This window comes from Comamonas sp. w2-DMI, from assembly GCF_040187735.1.
Lineage (GTDB): Bacteria > Pseudomonadota > Gammaproteobacteria > Burkholderiales > Burkholderiaceae_C > Comamonas > Comamonas terrae.
Genome location: NZ_JBANEL010000012.1, coordinates 131,228 through 149,320, shown reverse-complemented (window position 1 = coordinate 149,320; position 18,093 = coordinate 131,228). Strand labels below are relative to the sequence as shown.

Genomic DNA, 18,093 nt, shown 5'->3' with positions numbered 1-18,093 from the left:
GACTCCAAGACTGATAGACCTGTCCGCGCGCAGCGCCTACGCTACACGTTCTGGCACCGCCGGCCCGACTGCACCCTGCAACCGCGACTCTACGATCCCTTACCTCTATGTTCCAAAATGTATCTAATGATAGCGTTCTTGGCTATGCGCAATTCCTGGAACAGACCTTGAAAATCCTGCATATTGAAGACTCTGCGGCAGATCAAGCCCTGGCGCGGCTCAGCCTGCAGCGCGGGCGGCTGCAGTGCGAGCTCACCGTCGTGGATACGCTACAGGGCGTTACAGACGCCCTGGGTTCGCAGAAGTTCGACCTGATCCTGGCCGACTACCACCTGCCGGGCTTTACCGCCCTCGACGCCTGGGAGCTGGTGCGCGCCCTGCCCGAGCATCCGCCTTTCGTGCTGCTGTCCGGAGCCATCGGCGAATCGGCGGCCGTGGATGTGATGCGCGTGGGCATCAGCGACTACCTGCTCAAGGACCAGATCACCAGCCTGCCGCATGTGGTCACGCGCGCGCTGGAAGTCTGGGAAGCCAAGCGCGCGCGCCGGCGCGCCGTGCAGGAGCTGGAAGCCTCGGAAAAGCGCCTGGCCGAGCTGACCGAGCACCTGCAGACTTCGATCGAACAGGAGCGCGCCGGCATCTCCCGGGAGATCCACGACGACATCGGCGGCTCGCTGACCTCGGTCAAGTTCGACCTGGCCTGGATCCAGCGCAATGCGCCCGAGGGGCCGCTGCGCAGCCATGCCGCGTCCGCGCTGGAGATGCTGGAGCACGCACTGGGCGCCAGCCAGCGCATCATGCACAACCTGCGCCCGCCCGTGCTGGACCAGGGCCTGGTGGCCGCCGTGCAGTGGCTGGCCCGCAACTTCGAGCAGCGCACCGGCGTCGCAACCACCGTGCGCACCAGCCGCGAATCCATGGACCTCCCTGCGGCCCTGCAGGTCGTGGCCTACCGCACGGCCCAGGAGGCGCTGACCAATGTGAGCAAATACGCCCAAGCGAGCCGTGTGGATATCGACCTGTCCGACCAGGAAGGTTTTCTGACACTGGAAGTAACAGACAACGGCGTGGGCCTGGCCGAAGGCGCGCGCGACAAAGCCCAATCCTTCGGCCTGCGCGGGCTTAGTGAGCGCGCACGCACGGTGCAAGGCTGGCTGGATGTCAGCAGCCAGCCAGGCCGGGGAACGTCGATCATCGTCTCGATTCCGCTCGCCGGCACCCGGCCATGACCTACCATTGGCGGCCGTCCTTGTTCTTTCTGGGAGACCCACCTTGATCCACGTGGTGCTATGCGACGACCATGCGGTGCTGCGCCGGGGCATCCGCGATACGCTGACCGAGGCCACCGACATCACCGTCACCGCCGAGGCGGCCAGCTATGCCGAGTTGCGCGAGCAGCTGCGCACGGCCGCCTGCGACGTGCTGCTGCTCGATATCAACATGCCGGGGCGCAACGGCCTGGAAGTGCTGGCCAGCGTGCGCGAGACCCATCCGGAGATCCGCGTCATCATGGTCTCCATGTATCCCGAGGACCAGTACGCGCTGCGCAGCCTCAAGGCCGGCGCCCAGGGCTATGCGAACAAGGCCGGCGACCCGATGCAGCTGATCGAGGCCGTGCGCACGGTGATGGGCGGGCGCAAGTACCTGACCGCCGAAGTGGCGCAGATGCTGGCCGATAGCCTGGCCCAGCCCGCGGCGCCCGTGCCGCACGAGGCCCTGTCCGAGCGCGAGCTGCAGACACTGATCAAGATCGCCAGCGGCCAGCGGCTGACCGATATCGCCCAGGAGCTGATGCTCAGTCCCAAGACCGTCAGCGTCTACCGCGCCCGCGTGCTGGAAAAGCTGCAGATGAGCAGCAATGCCGAGCTGACGGCCTATGCCATCCGCAACCATCTGATTTAGACGCTATATAAAAGAAAGCAGCTTGCGGCATATCCACAAGCAGTCAAGCGATATTTACGACTGAAATGCCGGCGTGGCAAGCGCCTGCCGCTATGGTTTTCACACACCGAAGACCGTCAAGCCTTTTTGCAGCAAGGCCAGCAGAGGCTGCTCCAGCAGGGGCAGGGTGGCGACCATCCCGATCAGGCCCGTGGTCAGCGTGACAGGAAAGCCCACGGCATAGATGTTCATCTGCGGCGCCACGCGCGAGATGATGCCCAGCACCAGGTTCACGAACAGCAGCATGGCAATCATGGGCAGCGCGATCCAGAAGGCGCTGGCGAATACGGCCGACCCCATCTCGTACAGGCGCATCTGGGCCACGGCCTGCAGGAAGTTGCCGTCCACCGGAAAGGCCTGGAAGCTCTTGAGCACGGCCATCAGCACCAGCAGGTGCCCGTTGATCACGATGAACAGCAGCGTGGCGATCTGCACCATGAAGCGCGCGACGGCGCTGAGCTGGGCATTGCTGACCGGGTCGAAGAAGGATGCGAAGTTCAGGCCCATCTGCAGACCGATCACCTCGCCGGCCACCTCCATGGCGGCCAGCACCAGGCGCGCGGCAAAGCCCACCGAGATGCCCACCACCACCTGCTGCACCAGCGTGCCCAGCGCCTGCGGCGAGTTGATGCCGACCACGGCCTGGTCGCCGAGCACGGGCTGGGCGCAGACCGCCACCAGCAGCGCCAGCCCCACCTTCAGCCGCATGGGGATGACCCGCTGCGAAAACACCGGCGCCACCGAAAACAGCGCCAGCACGCGCACGAACGGCCACAGCACCGGCGACAGCCAGGCGACCAGTTGGGCTTCGCTGATGGATACCACGGGAACTCTTGCAGGCCAGGGGCGCTCAGCCCACGACCGAAGGAATGCTCTCGATCGTGCGGCGGATGAAGTCCACCAGCGTGGACAGCATCCAGGGTCCGGCCACGCCGAACACCGCCAGCGCGGCCAGCAGCTTGGGCACGAAGGCCAGCGTGGCTTCATGCACCTGGGTCACGGCCTGGAAGATGCTCACCAGCAGGCCCACGGCCATCACCACGCCCAGCACCGGCATGGCGATCATGAGCAGCAGGGTCAGGGCCTCGCGGCCGAAGGTCAGAACGAATTGGGAGGTCATGGTTTTGCTCTCAATAATCCACAGCGCTACATGTTTCCCGCTGCATCGGAAACTGGCACGGCCTAAGCGCGGGACGGCCAGCAAGGGCCGCCCCGCAGCATGGGCTGCCCCAGCAAAGGCCGTCGTCCCCCTTGGGGGAAGACGCGAAGCGGCTCAGGGGGGTCACACAGAGAAACTCGCAGCCAGCGAACCGATCAGCAGGTTCCAGCCGTCGGCCAGCACGAACAGCATGAGCTTGAACGGCAGCGCCACCAGCACCGGCGACAGCATCATCATGCCCAGCGACATCAGGATGGACGACACCACCATGTCGATAACCAGGAACGGGATGAAGATCATGAAACCGATCTGGAAGGCCGTCTTGAGCTCGCTGGTCACGAAGGCCGGCACCAGCACGCGCAGCGGCGCGGTTTCGGCCGTCACGCCGGGATCCAGCTTGGCCAGGCGGGCAAACAGGGAGAAATCGGACTGGCGCGTCTGCTTGAGCATGAAGCTGCGCATGGGCGCCTCGGCCTTGTCCACGGCCTGTTCGAAGGTGATGGCGTTCGTGGTGTAGGGCAGGTAGGCGTCCTGGTAGACCTTGTCCAGCGTGGGCCCCATGACGAACATGGTCAGGAACAGCGACAGGCCGATCACCACCTGGTTGGGCGGCGCCGACTGCGTGCCCATGGCCTGGCGCAGCAGCGACAGCACGATGACGATGCGCGTGAAGCCCGTCATCAGCAGCAGGATGGCCGGCAGGAACGACAGCGCCGTGAAGAACAGCAGCGTCTGGATAGGCACGGAGTAGCTGCTGCCGCCGCCGCTCTGGCCCACCAGCAGGGGCAGGCTGGCGGATTGCGCCCAGGCGGCCGGCGCCGCCAGCATGGCCAACGAGGCCAGCCAGCGGGGGGACGCCCAACGATTCGAAGATTTAGACATTTCCCGGTTCCGAGAAGGAAGAAGCGGCCTGGCGCCGGCTTTGCGCCTCGACCTGCGCCATGGCATCGGAGAAGCCGCCCGCGGCAGGGCCTGCGTCAGCGCCGGCCTCCCTGGGCAGCACATGCAGGCACTGGATGTGCTGCGCCGTCACGCCCAGTACCAGGCGCACGCCTTGCGCGCCCTCGCCGACTTCCACCGTCACCACCCGCTGCTGCGGCCCCACGCCCACGGCTCCGAGCACGCGCGGCTGCAGGCCCTGGCCGCCGCGCATCTTGCCCAGCATGCCACCCGCGCCGCCCTTGCCCTGCAGCCGGCGCAGCAGCCAGGGCAGCGCGGCCATGGCGGCCACGAACAGCACGACCAGCGACAGCGTGGGCCACATGGAGACGGCGCCGTTGTCAACCACGGCTGACCCGGCGCAGGCGCTCGGATGGCGTGACCACGTCGGTCAGGCGGATGCCGAACTTGTCGTTGACCACCACCACTTCGCCCTGGGCGATCAGGTAGCCGTTGACCAGCACGTCCATGGGCTCGCCGGCCAGGGCGTCCAGCTCCACCACCGAGCCCTGGGCCAGCTGCAGGATGTACTTGATCGGCACCTTGGTGCGGCCCAGCTCCACCGACAACTGGACGGGAATGTCCAGCACCATGTTGATGTCGTGCACCGGCACGTCGGTGCCGCCGTAGGGGCGGGTTGCCTCGCCCGTCAGGGGACCGCCCTGCTCCGAGGTATCGGTCTGGGCATCGTCGTGCTGGCGCTGTTCCTCCAGGGCCTCGGCCCAGCCAGAGAACGGATCGTCTGCTTCGGGCTTGTTCGTGTCGTCAGTTGCCATTGCTTTCTCCCATCCAGCCCGAATCGCTGCCGCGCAGGCAGTGTTCGACGCGGATTGCGTATTTGTCGTTGTGCGTGCCGTACTGGCACTCGAAAATCGGTACTCCGCCGATGGAGGCGCGGATCAGCGGCTCGCGGTCAAGCTCGATGAAGTCGCCCGGGCGCATGGCCAGCAGTTGCTCCACGGTCGCATCGGCGCGGGCCAGCTCGGCCACCAGCGTCACCTCGGCGGACTGGATCTCGCGCGTCAGCACCTTGACCCAGCGGCGGTCGACCTCGATGGCATCGCCCTGCGTGGAGGAGTACAGCACGTCGCGGATCGGCTCCAGCGTCGCATAGGGCATGCAGATGTGGATGGAGCCCGTGATGTCGCCGATCTCCAGCTGGAACGCGGTGGAGACCACGATCTCGCTGGGCGTGGCGATGTTGGCGAACTGCGGCTGCATTTCCGAGCGCTGGTAGGCCAGTTCCAGCGGATAGATGCCATGCCAGGCCTTTTTGTATTCCTCGCAGATCACGTTCACGAGGCGGTTGATCACGCGCTGCTCGGTACCCGAGAAGTCGCGGCCCTCGATGCGGGTCTGCAGCCGGCCACTGCCGCCGTAGAGCGTGTCGATGACGCCGAACACCAGCGAGGGATCGCAGACCACCAGTCCGTTGCCGCGCAGCGGGCGGATGGCCACGATGTTGAAGTTCGTCGGCACCACCAGCTCGCGCAGGAAGGCGCTGTAGCGCCGCACGCTGACCGTACCCACCGAAATCTCGGGGCTGCGGCGGATGAAGTTGAACAGGCCGATGCGGAAGTTGCGGGCAAAGCGCTCGTTGACGATTTCCATGGTCGGCATGCGTCCGCGGACGATGCGTTCCTGGCTGGAAATGTTGTACTGGCGGACCGTGCCCGCCTCCACCTCTTCGACGGCGGATTTCTGGCTTTCGCCCGTGACGCCCTCCAGAAGGGCGTCAACTTCTTCCTGGGAAAGAAAAGAATCGCTCATGCACCCCCCACTGCTTACTGGATGATGAAGCTGGAAAACAGCACCCGGCGCACCGGGCTCTTGCGGGCGCGGCGCGGGCTGTCCTCGTCCATGTCGTCATCGCGCTCGCGCTTCTTGGTCTTGGCGCCGTAGCCTAGGGGCGCGGCCACTTCGGACTGGATGTCGGACGCCAGCTTTTCCTTGCCCTCGCGCGTCAGCAGCTCGTCGGCCGTGCGCTGGGACACCAGCATCAGAATGCCGTTGCGGATGCTGGGCAGGTATTGCTTGACGGTGGCCGCCGTCTTCTCGTCGGCCAGCTCCAGCGTGATGCCCAGCTGCACAAAGCGGTCGCCGCCGGGATCGGAGAGATTGGCCACCATGTTGTCCAGCGGCAAAAAGGTGGGCACGGTGGCCTCGGCCGCAGCGGCGCCATCCTCGTCAGCGCCGCTGTGCTGGCGCTGCAGCATCCAGACATAGGCAGCGGCAGCCACGATGGCCAGCAACGCGACAACCGCCACGATGACGATCAGCTTCTTGCTCTTGGCAGGAGCGGGGGCGACAGGGGCAGCGGCATTTGGAGTGGCGGGCACGGCGGAAATTCCTCACTAAAGAGAACCCGTAACCATTGCCCCACGGAGGGCACGGCAGAGGTCCATGCCCGAATTATTCGGCGTTTGCCTGCGGTGCCATCGCCCGAATAAACGCGCCAAATCCCGCTTTCTCCGTGGTTCTGGGGCGCAGGGCTGCGGGCGGCCTTGGGGGCCCGCGCCCTCTCCCCAAACGTATCCACGATGCATGCGGCCAACGCGCACAGGCGCATGGGCGCCATCAAAAAAGGAGCTGCTTCCGCCTGCCACACCAAGATTTCATGGCATTTTCACCATGGACCACAATATGGACAGGCGCCAGAAGCTCCTTTTTCAGAAGCAATCCGAAGAATCAGACAAACAGATCCACGCCGGATGCGCGCTCGCCCGTGCGCCGCGCCTGGCCGGCATCGGCGGCCGCCAGGCCGTCCACGCCCACCTGCACCCGGCCCATGCGCACCATGGCGCGCTCCTGCGGCTGGCTGCCGGACCGGGCGGAGTCGCCGGCATTTGCGCCATCCGCCGAAATCGAGACACCCGCCAGCTGCAGGCCCTGGGCCTGCAACAGCTCGCGCAGCTGCTGCTCGCCGCTGCCCAGCCAGTCGCGCGCCTGGGCATCGTCGGCGGCAAAGCGCACATGGGCCTCCTGGCCCTGCAGCTGCACCTGCACCTTGATCGGCGCGCCTTCGTGCTCGATCGTCAACGCGGCGTTCTGGCTTTTCTGGTGCACCCAGAAGGCCACCTGTTCGGAAACTTCCTGTTCGCGCTCGCTGGGAGCCGCGGCCTGCGCATCCGCCGGAGGCTGGGCAAACGCCGAGGCTTCCTGGCCACCGCCCTGCGCACCCGCATGCGCGGCGCCCATGGCTGCGGCAATGCCATGGCCGGCCTGCAGCCCTTCCACGGCCGAAGCCTTGCCCGTGGCGGCATCCGCCTCCTGCGCGCCAGCGCGTGCGGGCTTCAGCCATTGCTGCAGTTGCTCCAGCTCCTGCGGCGGTACGGCCGCCATGCCCTGCAACGCCACGCCGCCCTGGCCGGCCTGCGGGCGCAACTGCAGGCCATGCTCGGCCCGAGCCTCCAGGGCCTGGGCCGCGCCGCGGGCATCGGCCTGCCGCTCGTCCGGCAGCTGCGCCGCCGTCAGGGCATCCTGCAGCCCGCCGGGCTTGGCCGCATCGTCCTGGGGCAGGCTGCCGGCCACGGCCTGCCCAGCCGCATTGGCAGCCCCATCTGCGCCAGCCTGTCCGGCCTTGCCTGCGGCAGCCTCCAGGGCAGGTGCCATGAAGGCCGCATGGGCACCGGCTGCCAGCGCCTGGCGCTGGGCCAGCAGGCCGGCATTGCCATGGCCGGACAGAAAGTCGCCGGCAACCCCCTGGCGTAAATCGGCATCGCCCTTGCCGTCCAGCTGAGCAGTTTGGCCGATCAGACTCATCCAGGGCATATGCCCTTGCATGGGTAGCAGGCCGGCAACAGCCATCGGCTCGCCACCCGGCTGCAATGGCTGAAGCTGCTGATCGCCCATGGCAGGCAATGTCAGGGCCGGCACATCTCCATCCCCAGGCAAGCCCATGGTGGCCAGCACTGCGGAAAATCCGGCCACGTCTATCTCGCCAGCTACGCCTTCTGCTGAGCCAGTCCCGGCAACAGCGGCGCTGCGCACTCCAGCCAGCATCTGGCCCAAGGTCTTGCTTATCTTGCTCTCGCCGCTGCGTGCGGCATCCATGCGGGTATCGCTCATGTCTTAGATCTCCTGCAACTGCAAGCCGAAGCTGCGCCGGAAAAACTGGATGGCCGCGCGGTCGTCGGTTTCCTTCTGCTCGCGCCGCATCTGCGCCAGCGCCATGTCGCGCTTGCGCACTTCCACCACCTTGTTGAGGCTGCTCACGCGCAGCTCGGCCGCCATCAGCGCCTGGCGCGCGGCTTCGAGGCGGATTTCCAAGTCGGCCAGCACCTTGGTCTGCAAGCCGATCGCATGCTGCAAGCGCTCCATGAACTGGTACTGGTGGTGCATGACTTCAGGCTGCACGGCCTGGCCTTCCTGCGCGCCCCAGCGGCCGTGCATTTCCTGCACATAGCCTTGCAGCTGATCCATCTGCGCCTGGCCGGCCTGCAGCGCGCGCTGGCGCTCCTGCACGGCTTGGCGCGCGGCATCGCGCTTGCGGCCCGCCGCATCGATAGCAATCACCAAGGCGTTCAGAGACGACATGCTGCACTCTTTCTTTCTGCACCGGCCGGCGGCCTATGGCTGTGGCGGCGCGGTTACCGAATTCCCATGGCGGCGGCCATGCCCGAAACGCTCTCGTCCATGCTGGCGGACTCGAACATGCTTTGCTGCAGAAATCCCGTCATGCCGGGCTGCAGGCGGATGGCTTCGTCCATCTGCGGGTCCGACCCCGCCACGTAGGCGCCCACCTGCACCAGGTCGCGGCCCTGCTGGTAGCGCGAATACGTGGCGCGAAAGCGCCGGGCCAGCTCGAAATGCTCGCGCGAGACCACGTTGTGCATGACGCGCGAGGCCGACTGCTCGATGTCGATGGCCGGGTAATGGCCGGTCTCGGCCAGCGCGCGCGACAGCACGATGTGCCCGTCCAGGATGGCGCGCGCCGCATCGGCGATCGGGTCCTGCTGGTCGTCGCCTTCGGACAGCACGGTGTAGAAGGCGGTGATGGAACCCACGCCGTTGAGCCCGTTGCCGCTGCGCTCGACCAGCGCCGGCAGCTTGGCAAAGCATGACGGCGGATAGCCCTTGGTGGCCGGCGGCTCGCCAATGGCCAGGGCGATCTCGCGCTGGGCCATGGCATAGCGGGTGAGCGAATCCATGAGCAGCAGCACATGCTTGCCCTGGTCGCGGAAATATTCGGCAATCGCCGTGGCGTAGCTGGCGCCCTGCATGCGCAGCAAGGGCGGCGCATCCGCGGGGGCGGCCACCACCACGGCACGGCTGCGGTCCTGCGCGCCGAGAATGTCCTCGACGAATTCCTTGACCTCGCGGCCGCGTTCGCCGATCAGGCCGACGACGATGACATCGGCCCGGGTGTAGCGCGCCATCATGCCCAGCAGCACCGACTTGCCCACGCCCGAGCCCGCGAACAGGCCCAGGCGCTGGCCGCGGCCCACGGTGAGCAAGGCATTCAGGGCCTTGACGCCGGTATCCAGCGGCTCGCGCACCGGGTCGCGGTCCATGGCATTGATGGGATTGCGGTCCAGCTCCTGGGCCGTCACGCCGTCCAGTGCGCCGCCATGGTCGAGCGGCACGCCCTGCGAATCCACCACGCGGCCCAGCAGTCCGTCGCCCATGGGCAGGCGCAGCACGCCCACGGTCTGGGAAATCGCGGGTTCCACACCGGCGCCGAACTGCGGCACGGGAATGAAGGGCGCGGCGGGCGTGACCATGGCGCCGCTGGACAGTCCCTGGATGTCGCCGGCCGGCATGAGATAGGCTTTCTCGCCCGCAAAGCCCACGACCTCGGCCAGCACCGGTTCCATGCCGTTCTGAGCAATCCAGCACTGGGCGCCCACGGGCACGCGCAGGCCGGTCGCCTCCAGCACCAGGCCCGTCAGGCGGGTGAGCCTCCCCTGGCATTCCAGTGCCACACCACCGTCGTAGCGCGCACGCGCATTGGCCATGAATTGCTGCCAGGGATTGGCCTGGCCCGGACGGGCCTGCTCGGCCGCGCCGATGGCCGCGCTCTGCTGCGGGGATTCAGCGGTCATGGCCGTCTCCGCCCTTGTCCGCCCCATACCAGGTGGATACCAGTCCCAGCGCCGCCACGGCGCGGCGCCAGCGCTTGTCCAGGCCGGCATCCACTTCGGCACCGCTCGACTCCACCTTGACATCGCCTGCCGACAGGCCCGCATCGGCCAGCCACTGGATGCGGCTGTGCGCGCCATATTCGCTGCGCAGCGCTTCGTCCAGGGCTTCGTAGTCGGCGGGATTCAGGCGGATGGTGGCGGGCCGGCCCTCGGTCACCAGCATGTCCAGCGCCTCGCGCACCACGGGCAGCAGGGCCTGGGGCTGGCTGCGCAGCTCCTGGCGCACCACCTGGCGCGCGATGTCGCATGCCAGCTGCAGCAGCTCCTGGGCCATGCCGGCCTGCAGCTGCCGGAAGCTGGCATCCAGCCCTTCGATCACGGCATCCACGCGCTGGGCGTGGCTGCGGCCGGCACCGGCCACATAGTCGTCCATGCGCTGCTGCCATTCCTGCCGGGCCTGGGCAAGGCCCTGCTCCAGACCCTGGGCATGGCCTTCGGCACGCGCCTGCTGCAGCATCTGTTCGAGCTGCGCTTCGTCCCGGGCCGGAGCCTGGACTTCGGCCTCTTCAGGCATGGACTCTTCCACGGCGGCCGCCGCGGGAAGCAGCGAGGTGGAGAAATTCTGCAGCGCTGCCGGTGCGCCGAGAGGCAGCAGGCCCGGAGCATCGACGGCACCGAAGCGCCAGCGCACCACGCTGCTGTCGTCGATCTCCTCCTGCGGGATGAAGCGCGAATGCGCGCGGGCTGCCGGATTAGACATAGCTGTCCTCCGGGCCGCCGCCGATCTTCACCTGGCCCTCTTCGACCAGACGGCGCACGACCTTGAGGATTTCCTTCTGCTGCGCTTCCACTTCGGACAGGCGCATCGGGCCGCGGCTTTCCAGGTCCTCGCGCAGCGCTGCGGCCGCGCGCATGGACATATTGGCCAGGATCTTGTCGCGCACCTCCATGGAGCCGCCCTTGAGCGACACGATCAGCGTCTCGGTCACCACCTCGCGCAGCACCAGCTGCAGCGAACGGTCGTCGAGCTTGACCAGGTCGTCGAACACGAACATCTTGTCCATGATCTTCTGGGCCAGCTCGGGGTCGTAGTTGCGGATCGTGTCCAGCACCGCCACGTCGGCGTTGCCCGCCATATTGTTGAGCATCTCGGCCGCGGCCTTGACACCGCCCAGCGAGGTCTTGCGCACCTTGTCGCCGCCGGCCAGCACCTTGAACAGCACCTCGTTGAGGTCCTTGAGCGCCGTGGGCTGGATGCCTTCCAGCGTGGCCACGCGCAGCATGACCTCGCTGCGGAAGCGCTCCGGCAGCTGCATGAGCACGGCTGCCGCCTGCTCGTACTCCAGGTGCACCAGAATGGCCGCCACGATCTGCGGATGCTCGCCGCGCAGCAGCTCGGCCACGGACAGCGGATCCATCCACTTGAGGCTTTCGATGCCCGAGATGTCGCTGCCCTGCAAGATGCGGTCGATCAGCAGCGCCGCCTTGTCGTCGCCCAGCGCACGCTTGAGCACCGAGCGCACATAGTCGCTGGCATCGTCCACCAGCAGGCTTTGCGCCGCCGCATCGTTGGTGAAGCGGTCGATCACGAAATCGACCTTCTCGCGCGTCACGCCACGCATGTGCGCAATGGTCTCGCCCAGCTTCTGCACTTCCTTGGGAGTGAGGTGCTTGAACACCTCGGCCGCCTCTTCTTCCCCCAGGGAAACCAACAAAATGGCGGCGTCGTTCAGGCCTCGATCATCCATATTCGCGCTCTCTGTATTCCGTTATTCCGTCCAAAGCCGTCCGTCCACACCGCAGACCCGCCCGTGCCGCCTGCATGACCTCTTTCGCCAGCAGTTCCACGCAAAGGTCCCGGCCGGCTGCGCCGCTCCGCCGCGAGAGTGCCGCACCCTGCGATGGAAAATGGCGCCAGCCGCTCAGGGGGTCACGCGTCACCGTTGATCCATGTCTTGACGATGTTCGCCACCGCAATCGGGTTCTGCTTGGCCAGTTGGCGTGCCTGCTCCAGGCGCAACTGCTCCTGCGACGGCCCCAGCTCCGATCCAGGCGCCGGCAGGGCCGGGCGCTCCAGGTCGTCGGCCGCAATGGCATCGAGCTTGGCAAGCTTGCGGTTCTTGAGCATGGGCCGCACCAGGCCCAGCAGCACCAGCGCACCGAACAGCGCCAGGCCGATCGGAATGCCCAGGCTCTTGGCCATTTCCTGCACTTCGGGCTGGCGCCACAGCGGCAGCTCGGCCGGCTGGGCATCCTGCACAAAAGGTGCGCTGACCACATTGACCGAATCCCCGCGGTCGGCGCTGTAGCCCACGGTCTCGCGCACCAGGGTCAGCAGTTGCTCCTGCTGCTGCGCGGTCAGGGGCTTGAACCCGCTGCTGGCCGCCGCGGCACCCGTGGCCGTGGCGGCGTCGCCGGCCGGCATGACCTGCGGCGCATTCACCACCACGGCAGCCGTCAGGCGCTTGATGCTGCCCGTGCTGCCGCGCGTCACGCGCACCGTCTTGTCCACCTCGTAGTTGGTGATCGACTCGCGCTTGCTGCCCGTGGCACCGCCACCGGCTTGCTGGGCTGCCGCCTGGGGCGCAGGATTGGCGCCATTGATGGGCGCCGTCGCATTCTGCGGCGGCTGGTTGCTGGTCGCGCCCGGCACGCCCGTGGGCTGAGGCGGCTTTTGCTCGCCGTTGCTCTCCACCACCTGCTGGCTGCGGATGGCGCCGCCCTCGGGTGACTGGTTGGGGCGATGCTGCTCCAGCGTCTGGTCCGTCTGGCTGAAATCCATTTCGGCCGACACCTGAGCCTTGACATTGCCCTTGCCCACCACGGGCTCCAGGATGTCCAGGATGCGGCGCACGTATTGCTGCTCGATCTGCTGCGTGTACATGAGCTGCTGCATGTCCACGCTGCCCGCGCTGCCGTCGGGCGACTGCGACAGCAGCTTGCCCGAATCATCGAGCACGCTCACGGCCGAAGGCGCCATCTCGGGCACGCTGGAAGCCACCAGATGCACGATGCCGGCGATCTGCGCACGGTCCAGCACACGGCCCGGATAGAGCGTCAGCAGCACCGAGGCCGAAGGCTTCTGCTGCTCGCGGAAAAAACCGTTCTGATTGGGCAGCGCCAGGTGCACGCGCGCGCTCTGCACCGCATTCAGGGCCAGGATGGAGCGGGTCAGCTCGCCTTCCAGGCCACGCTGGAAATTCAGCCGCTCCTGGAACTGGGTGATGCCGAACTTGCTGTTTTCCATCAGCTCGAAACCCGTGACCGAACCCTTGGGCAGGCCCTGGGTGGCCAGCTTCAGGCGCACGTCATGCACGCGATCGGACGGAATCAGGATGGCACCGCCGCCTTCCGTGTACTTGTAGGGCACGTTCATCTGCGTGAGCTGGGCCACGATGGCGCCGCCATCCTTGTCGCTCAGATTGGAGAACAGCAGCTTGTAGTCGGGCTGGCGATAGAACAGCGCCGCCGCGGCCGCGGCCACCACGACCAGGGCCGCCACACCGCCCCAGCGCATGCGCTGGCCACGGTCCATGGCAGTCCAGCGCTGCATCACGGCAGGGCGGGCAACAGGGGTAGCAGTAGGGACGGGGACTTCGGCAACAGCAGACATCTTGGTTCCATATGGGCAGACCCCACACAGGGTCTAGCGTCCAGTGGATTATTCGGATTGAGGCCTTCCACATTCCCCCGATAAGCGCGCCGTTTGACCCACTTATTCCCCGGCTGCCGTTGCGCCGGTTCCCTACCATCACGTCATCTCACCAACTGCGTTGGATACGAACATGGACCTGCGAATCCCCAGCATCACTCCCTCCTTGCAAGGCAGCCCGCTCTCCCAAGGCATTGGCGCAGCCGGCAATACCTCTTCCGTCGCCGCAGGCGGATTCAGCCAGGCCCTGCAAGGCGCGCTGAAATCCGTCAGCGCCGCACAGGAACACTCCGGCAACCTGCAGCGCGAAGTGCAGCTCGACAATCCGGCCGTCAGCCTGGAAGAAACCATGGTGGCCCTGCAAAAGGCGCAGATCGGCTTCCAGGCCACGCTGCACGTGCGCAACCGGCTGGTTCAGGCCTACACCGATGTCATGAACATGCAGGTCTGAACGCCCCCCTCTTTTTCCTTCGCTCACTTTTAGCCATTCCAAGGCTGGCCCGCGTGCTTCAAGGCATGCGGGCTTTTTTTTTGCCTGGAACATGCAGGCTTTGGCAAGCCCACCGGAATTCATGGCGAAATATGCCTCCAGCGCTTGTCCATCCAGCGTTGGCAGCTAACAAAATCGACCAAGGCCTTACTGCCCCCCCGCAAATAAAGCAAGGGTCTTGCACAGCAGGCGACTCGCCTTCTGCCACACCGGAAATCGAGCCAGGCCCGAACGCCGCACGGCTGCCCGCACCACGGCGCTGCGCCAAGGACAAACGGCTTCACGCCATGCAGTCCCCAAAAATGCGAAACCCCGCCACGTTGCCGCAGCAGGGTCGGAACCATTCAGGAAAACCGGCGCGTCAGTGCATCACATGCGGCTGGCCGTCGAACATATGTTCAAAGCTGGCCAGCCAGGGCTCGGCCAGCACCCGGATCTGGGCGTCGTTGCGCAGAATGCGCTGCATGATGCGCGCCTTTTCCTTGCGCTGCTCGGGCGCCAGCTTTTCTTCGCGGGAGCGAAAGCGCAGCTGCTCGATCAGCACGGCGCAAGCTCCCTCGTAGCGCGCAACGCCGTCCCAGTCCTTGGCCTGGGCGGCTTGCAGCATCTTGGCGCTGCTTTCCTCAATGGCGCGGTAGAAGTCGATCAATGTGAGCTCCATATATGCATGGCATTACTGCCCGGCAGCTGCCGGAGTGGAAGCGATTTCCCGCCATCCTTGCATCACAGGGGCCAGCACGGATTGCACGTTTTCCAGCAATGCCAGGTCATTACGCACATTGGCCAGCGTCAATTGCGCGATGCTGTAGTCATACAGCGATGCCAGATTTTCGGCAATCTGCCCGCCTTGTACTGGGTCCAGGGCGGCTTTCAACCCCTCCTCCAGAATACGGACGGACTTGCCGATCTGGCGGCCTTTTTCCTCGATATCCCTGCGCTGCATGGCGCCTTTGGCGGCATTCAGAGAGGCCTCCAGCGCATCGAACAGCAACTGGATCAGCGTATGCGGCGAAGCCCCGTCCACCACCGATTGAACGCCTACCTGCTTGTAGGCATTCGCAGCATGACGATTGAGCGACGATGTGTACATATGAATTCCTCGGTGTCTGAAATCTATATCGACACCTGATCAGCGAACTGAAACCGAATCAGCGGTCACTTGTTCCACTGGCTCACTTGATTGGCCAGATAGGCACTGAGGCCGCTCATCGACCCCATACGCTTGTCCAGCGATGCATATTGCGCACGCAGACGAGCCTCATATTGGTCAGCACGATCATTCACACGGTCCTGCTGCTTCGCATTGTCCTGCTTGGCCTTTCTCAGGCTGTCGGTCTTGGTGTCGAAGGTACCGGTCTGGAAGGCCAGCATCTTGTCCGTAAACTCCTTGACCCGCATCGCCAGGCCCTTGCTGTTCGGCTGGCCATCCGTGCCCTCCGCAGACAACACCTGGGTCATCTTGTCAGGGTCTTGCAACGCAGCTTCCAGTTTGGCCTTGTCCGTCGCAGAGGTGCCGAACGACAGCTGCCCCCCCCTTGCCCATCTGGATACCCAGATCCGACAGATTGATGCCGCCCAGGTTGGACGACAAGGTGGCACGCAGCTCGCTGGTAATGCTCACAATGCTGGAGTCGCCCTGCATGACGCCTCGCGTCTTGCTCTCGGCGTCGTACTTGGTGACATCGGCCAGCTTGGCGTTGAGAGCGTTGTATGCATCGATGAACGCCTGCAAATTCTTTTTCATGCCGTCGGTGTCCGCCGCCACCGTCACCAGTGCGGGCGCACCTGCCTGCGTCACCTGGCTGACCGTGAAGCTCAGGCCGGGCAGGGTTTGCTTGAATTCGTTGGTGGCCGATTCCACGTCAATACCGTTGACCTTGGCCTTGGCGTTCAGTCCTTGCTGCAATACAGCATCTGTGGCAGCTGGAGGGGCTGAAACGCGAGGATCGCCACTAGCATCAAGCCCCAGCGCAGTCAACACCTCAGGGCTGGTAGGGTGGACAGAATCGCCGATGACCGTGAAACCGTTGGCAGCGCCAGAATTCTTGGCGTTCATCGACAGGCGCTCGCCATTCGCGTCCTTGATGACCGAAGCCGTCACACCCGTGACGCTCGACTGCTTGTTGATGGCCTCTGCCACCTGAGTCAGCGTCATATCGGCCGTGATTTCGATGGCGGCAATCTTGGACGAATCCGACGAGCTCGTGAGCACCAGCTTGCCAGCCACTCCGAACTTCGCCGCCGCGGCCCCGCTCGCCACGGAAAATTGGGCACTGGCCAGCGTTTGCGCACGCGCCAGCTGCGATACCTCGATAGTCGACGAACTCGGCAAGGCCGCGCCTGTCACTTTCACGGCCACCGCCGTATTGGACGAAGTCGCCGTCGCCAGCTGCCAGGCTCCCTTGTCCGTCACCTTGCGCGCAGCATCCTGCAGCGTGGACATCAAGGACTTCAAAGTGCCCACTGTCGATATCTGCGTATCGAGAGACGACGCTGCATCCTTCAGCCGCTGAAGCGGCTGGCTTCTCTGCAAGGCTGTCAGCTGGCTGATGATCGAATTGCCGTCGATACCAGCACCAATACCTGCCGAACTTATGGTCCCCGCCATAGCATTCTCCTTTTCAGTACCAAGCCGTCAGCAAGATCGCTTTGTTGGGCATGCAGGCAACCATGCCTTCATGAATACATACAGACGATCCCACCAACGTCCTATCGGCACACCATCTTTGAACTTGAGGGCTACGGCTCTACCAAAGCCCCTGCAATTTACTGAATCAGTTTCAGCACCGACTGCGGCATCTGGTTGGCCTGCGCCAGCATGGCGTCCCGGCTTGCTGCAGAATCTGCGTGCGGCTCAGGTTGGCGGTTTCCTGCGCATAGTCCGCATCGGTGATGCGCGAACGGGCTGCCGCCGTATTTTCCGCTGCTACCTGCAGATTGGCGACCACGGCTTCAAAGCGGTTCTGCGCGGCGCCAAAGGTGGCGCGATGCGAGTTCACCAGATCCAGCGCTTGATCGATGGCCGTCATGGAGTCCCGCGCATCGGAAGCCGCCGGGGTGCCAGCAGAGCCGAGCAAGCCCCCCAGCGCACCAAGCAGCGAAGGAGGATTCACCCCCGTGTCCAAACCCAGGCCGTCAGTAGCCGCAGAACCTGCCGCGGCCGTCAGGTCGATACCGGACAGCGCAATCTGATTGTCCGAAGACGAATTCGCACCCACTTGGAACTCAATGGGATTGGTGTTGGTGAACAATGCACGGCCATTGAATTTGGAGCTGGTCATCACACGGGCGATTTCCTGAGCCAGTTGCTGGTATTCCTTGTTCAGCGAGCCGCGATCGGTCGTGTTGTTGGTATCGTTGGCGGCTTGCACGGCCAGCTCGCGCATGCGCTGCAGATTGTCGGTAATCTTGCTCAGTGCGCCTTCGGCCGTCTGCGCCATGGAGATGCCGTCGTTGGCATTGCGCATGGCCACATTCATGCCGCGTACCTGCGCATTCATGCGTTCGGCAATGGCCAGGCCTGCGGCGTCATCCTTGGCGCTGTTCACGCGCAGGCCCGAAGACAGCCGCTGCATGGTCGTTGCCAGCGAACTCTGGGAAGCGCTGAGGTTGCGTTGCGCGTTCAGCGAAATAAGATTGGTGTTGATGGTGGATGCCATGGGCAACTCCTCGTTAGGCACGAACAATGATGGCTTGCCGCCCCCGGCCTCCATCGTTGATGGCCACAGGAGCGTCAGACAGCGCGCCAGACTTACCCAGCCCTGCCTATCTGATGCCATGCATTGTGCTGATGCAGCGCTGTACCTAAGCAGTGAAAAAAGCCCGCTTC

20 protein-coding genes and 1 pseudogene are annotated in these 18,093 nt (G+C 65.2%); 3 read left to right on the top strand and 18 right to left on the bottom strand.

Annotated features, from left to right (window positions below):
- Window positions 1-107: 107 nt before the first annotated feature.
- Together V8Z74_RS14390 and V8Z74_RS14385 are read left to right on the top strand one after the other, a co-directional pair.
- A complete protein-coding gene (locus V8Z74_RS14390; protein ID WP_349709730.1) occupies window positions 108-1,229 on the top strand; it encodes a hybrid sensor histidine kinase/response regulator in 1,122 nt (373 codons plus the stop codon).
- Between the two features lie 43 nt (window positions 1,230-1,272).
- Window positions 1,273-1,902, top strand: coding sequence for a response regulator (locus V8Z74_RS14385; RefSeq protein ID WP_066483791.1), 630 nt, complete (start codon window positions 1,273-1,275; stop codon window positions 1,900-1,902).
- A gap of 99 nt (window positions 1,903-2,001) precedes the next feature.
- Here V8Z74_RS14385 and fliR read toward each other — a convergent pair whose 3' ends face one another.
- The 13 genes from fliR to fliF all read right to left on the bottom strand — a co-directional run bounded on the left by fliR (window position 2,002) and on the right by fliF (window position 13,735).
- On the bottom strand, window positions 2,002-2,766 hold the full coding sequence (fliR, locus tag V8Z74_RS14380; protein ID WP_066483792.1) for a flagellar biosynthetic protein FliR: 765 nt from the start codon (window positions 2,764-2,766) through the stop codon (window positions 2,002-2,004).
- A 25-nt stretch (window positions 2,767-2,791) separates the two neighbouring features.
- Window positions 2,792-3,061 (bottom strand): flagellar biosynthesis protein FliQ, encoded by a 270-nt coding sequence (gene fliQ / locus V8Z74_RS14375; RefSeq protein ID WP_349709727.1) that lies wholly within the window; start codon window positions 3,059-3,061, stop codon window positions 2,792-2,794.
- A 162-nt stretch (window positions 3,062-3,223) separates the two neighbouring features.
- Window positions 3,224-3,982, bottom strand: coding sequence for a flagellar type III secretion system pore protein FliP (gene fliP / locus V8Z74_RS14370; RefSeq protein ID WP_349709725.1), 759 nt, complete (start codon window positions 3,980-3,982; stop codon window positions 3,224-3,226).
- Window positions 3,975-4,364, bottom strand: a complete 390-nt coding sequence (locus tag V8Z74_RS14365) for a FliO/MopB family protein (RefSeq protein WP_349709750.1) — start codon at window positions 4,362-4,364, stop codon at window positions 3,975-3,977. The genes fliP and V8Z74_RS14365 overlap by 8 nt, the downstream gene beginning before the upstream one ends.
- A 16-nt stretch (window positions 4,365-4,380) precedes the next feature.
- Window positions 4,381-4,815, bottom strand: coding sequence for a flagellar motor switch protein FliN (gene fliN / locus V8Z74_RS14360; protein WP_066483796.1), 435 nt, complete (start codon window positions 4,813-4,815; stop codon window positions 4,381-4,383).
- Window positions 4,805-5,809, bottom strand: a complete 1,005-nt coding sequence (fliM, locus tag V8Z74_RS14355; protein WP_066483797.1) for a flagellar motor switch protein FliM — start codon at window positions 5,807-5,809, stop codon at window positions 4,805-4,807. The genes fliN and fliM overlap by 11 nt, the downstream gene beginning before the upstream one ends.
- A gap of 14 nt (window positions 5,810-5,823) precedes the next feature.
- Window positions 5,824-6,378, bottom strand: a complete 555-nt coding sequence (locus tag V8Z74_RS14350) for a flagellar basal body-associated FliL family protein (RefSeq protein ID WP_066483798.1) — start codon at window positions 6,376-6,378, stop codon at window positions 5,824-5,826.
- A 349-nt stretch (window positions 6,379-6,727) separates the two neighbouring features.
- The gene (locus tag V8Z74_RS14345; RefSeq protein ID WP_349709723.1) at window positions 6,728-8,107 is read right to left on the bottom strand and encodes a flagellar hook-length control protein FliK; all 1,380 of its coding nucleotides are present in this window, start codon (window positions 8,105-8,107) and stop codon (window positions 6,728-6,730) included.
- A 3-nt stretch (window positions 8,108-8,110) separates the two neighbouring features.
- Complete coding sequence (fliJ, locus tag V8Z74_RS14340; protein ID WP_349709722.1) at window positions 8,111-8,575, bottom strand: flagellar export protein FliJ; 465 nt, start codon at window positions 8,573-8,575, stop codon at window positions 8,111-8,113.
- A 53-nt stretch (window positions 8,576-8,628) separates the two neighbouring features.
- A complete protein-coding gene (gene fliI, locus V8Z74_RS14335) occupies window positions 8,629-9,996 on the bottom strand; it encodes a flagellar protein export ATPase FliI (protein ID WP_349709748.1) in 1,368 nt (455 codons plus the stop codon).
- Window positions 9,997-10,072: 76 nt separating this feature from the next.
- Window positions 10,073-10,882, bottom strand: a complete 810-nt coding sequence (locus V8Z74_RS14330) for a FliH/SctL family protein (protein ID WP_349709721.1) — start codon at window positions 10,880-10,882, stop codon at window positions 10,073-10,075.
- The gene (gene fliG / locus V8Z74_RS14325) at window positions 10,875-11,870 is read right to left on the bottom strand and encodes a flagellar motor switch protein FliG (protein WP_349709720.1); all 996 of its coding nucleotides are present in this window, start codon (window positions 11,868-11,870) and stop codon (window positions 10,875-10,877) included. The genes V8Z74_RS14330 and fliG overlap by 8 nt, the downstream gene beginning before the upstream one ends.
- 182 nt (window positions 11,871-12,052) lie before the next feature.
- Window positions 12,053-13,735 carry a flagellar basal-body MS-ring/collar protein FliF gene (gene fliF / locus V8Z74_RS14320; RefSeq protein ID WP_349709718.1) on the bottom strand — a complete coding sequence of 561 codons (1,683 nt, stop codon included), beginning with the start codon at window positions 13,733-13,735 and terminating at the stop codon, window positions 12,053-12,055.
- A gap of 172 nt (window positions 13,736-13,907) precedes the next feature.
- Between fliF and fliE the strand changes: the two genes are divergently transcribed.
- The gene (gene fliE / locus V8Z74_RS14315; RefSeq protein ID WP_066483804.1) at window positions 13,908-14,225 is read left to right on the top strand and encodes a flagellar hook-basal body complex protein FliE; all 318 of its coding nucleotides are present in this window, start codon (window positions 13,908-13,910) and stop codon (window positions 14,223-14,225) included.
- A gap of 400 nt (window positions 14,226-14,625) precedes the next feature.
- Here fliE and V8Z74_RS14310 read toward each other — a convergent pair whose 3' ends face one another.
- The 5 genes and pseudogenes from V8Z74_RS14310 to V8Z74_RS14290 all read right to left on the bottom strand — a co-directional run bounded on the left by V8Z74_RS14310 (window position 14,626) and on the right by V8Z74_RS14290 (window position 17,923).
- Window positions 14,626-14,925, bottom strand: coding sequence for a flagellar protein FliT (locus V8Z74_RS14310; RefSeq protein ID WP_066483805.1), 300 nt, complete (start codon window positions 14,923-14,925; stop codon window positions 14,626-14,628).
- Window positions 14,926-14,937: 12 nt separating this feature from the next.
- Window positions 14,938-15,354 (bottom strand): flagellar export chaperone FliS, encoded by a 417-nt coding sequence (gene fliS, locus V8Z74_RS14305; RefSeq protein ID WP_349709717.1) that lies wholly within the window; start codon window positions 15,352-15,354, stop codon window positions 14,938-14,940.
- A gap of 65 nt (window positions 15,355-15,419) precedes the next feature.
- A complete protein-coding gene (gene fliD, locus V8Z74_RS14300; protein ID WP_349709715.1) occupies window positions 15,420-15,740 on the bottom strand; it encodes a flagellar filament capping protein FliD in 321 nt (106 codons plus the stop codon).
- Entirely contained in the window at window positions 15,727-16,872 is a 1,146-nt protein-coding gene (gene fliD / locus V8Z74_RS14295) for a flagellar filament capping protein FliD (protein WP_349709714.1), read from the bottom strand. The genes fliD (V8Z74_RS14300) and fliD (V8Z74_RS14295) overlap by 14 nt, the downstream gene beginning before the upstream one ends.
- Window positions 16,873-17,030: 158 nt before the next feature.
- Window positions 17,031-17,923: pseudogene (locus tag V8Z74_RS14290) on the bottom strand (flagellin N-terminal helical domain-containing protein).
- Between the last annotated feature and the right edge of the window lie 170 nt (window positions 17,924-18,093).

Bases quoted from the DNA above. Each gene is read 5' to 3' on its own strand.
- fliS (WP_349709717.1), bottom strand. From the start codon at position 15,354: ATGTACACATCGTCGCTCAATCGTCATGCTGCGAATGCCTACAAGCAG.
- fliF (WP_349709718.1), bottom strand. From the start codon at position 13,735: ATGTCTGCTGTTGCCGAAGTCCCCGTCCCTACTGCTACCCCTGTTGCC.
- V8Z74_RS14390 (WP_349709730.1), top strand. From the start codon at position 108: ATGTTCCAAAATGTATCTAATGATAGCGTTCTTGGCTATGCGCAATTC.
- fliN (WP_066483796.1), bottom strand. From the start codon at position 4,815: ATGGCAACTGACGACACGAACAAGCCCGAAGCAGACGATCCGTTCTCT.
- fliG (WP_349709720.1), bottom strand. From the start codon at position 11,870: ATGGATGATCGAGGCCTGAACGACGCCGCCATTTTGTTGGTTTCCCTG.
- fliD (WP_349709714.1), bottom strand. From the start codon at position 16,872: ATGGCGGGGACCATAAGTTCGGCAGGTATTGGTGCTGGTATCGACGGC.
- fliE (WP_066483804.1), top strand. From the start codon at position 13,908: ATGGACCTGCGAATCCCCAGCATCACTCCCTCCTTGCAAGGCAGCCCG.
- V8Z74_RS14365 (WP_349709750.1), bottom strand. From the start codon at position 4,364: ATGTGGCCCACGCTGTCGCTGGTCGTGCTGTTCGTGGCCGCCATGGCC.
- V8Z74_RS14345 (WP_349709723.1), bottom strand. From the start codon at position 8,107: ATGAGCGATACCCGCATGGATGCCGCACGCAGCGGCGAGAGCAAGATA.
- fliI (WP_349709748.1), bottom strand. From the start codon at position 9,996: ATGGCCAATGCGCGTGCGCGCTACGACGGTGGTGTGGCACTGGAATGC.
- fliJ (WP_349709722.1), bottom strand. From the start codon at position 8,575: ATGTCGTCTCTGAACGCCTTGGTGATTGCTATCGATGCGGCGGGCCGC.
- fliP (WP_349709725.1), bottom strand. From the start codon at position 3,982: ATGTCTAAATCTTCGAATCGTTGGGCGTCCCCCCGCTGGCTGGCCTCG.
- fliQ (WP_349709727.1), bottom strand. From the start codon at position 3,061: ATGACCTCCCAATTCGTTCTGACCTTCGGCCGCGAGGCCCTGACCCTG.
- V8Z74_RS14330 (WP_349709721.1), bottom strand. From the start codon at position 10,882: ATGTCTAATCCGGCAGCCCGCGCGCATTCGCGCTTCATCCCGCAGGAG.
- fliM (WP_066483797.1), bottom strand. From the start codon at position 5,809: ATGAGCGATTCTTTTCTTTCCCAGGAAGAAGTTGACGCCCTTCTGGAG.
- V8Z74_RS14310 (WP_066483805.1), bottom strand. From the start codon at position 14,925: ATGGAGCTCACATTGATCGACTTCTACCGCGCCATTGAGGAAAGCAGC.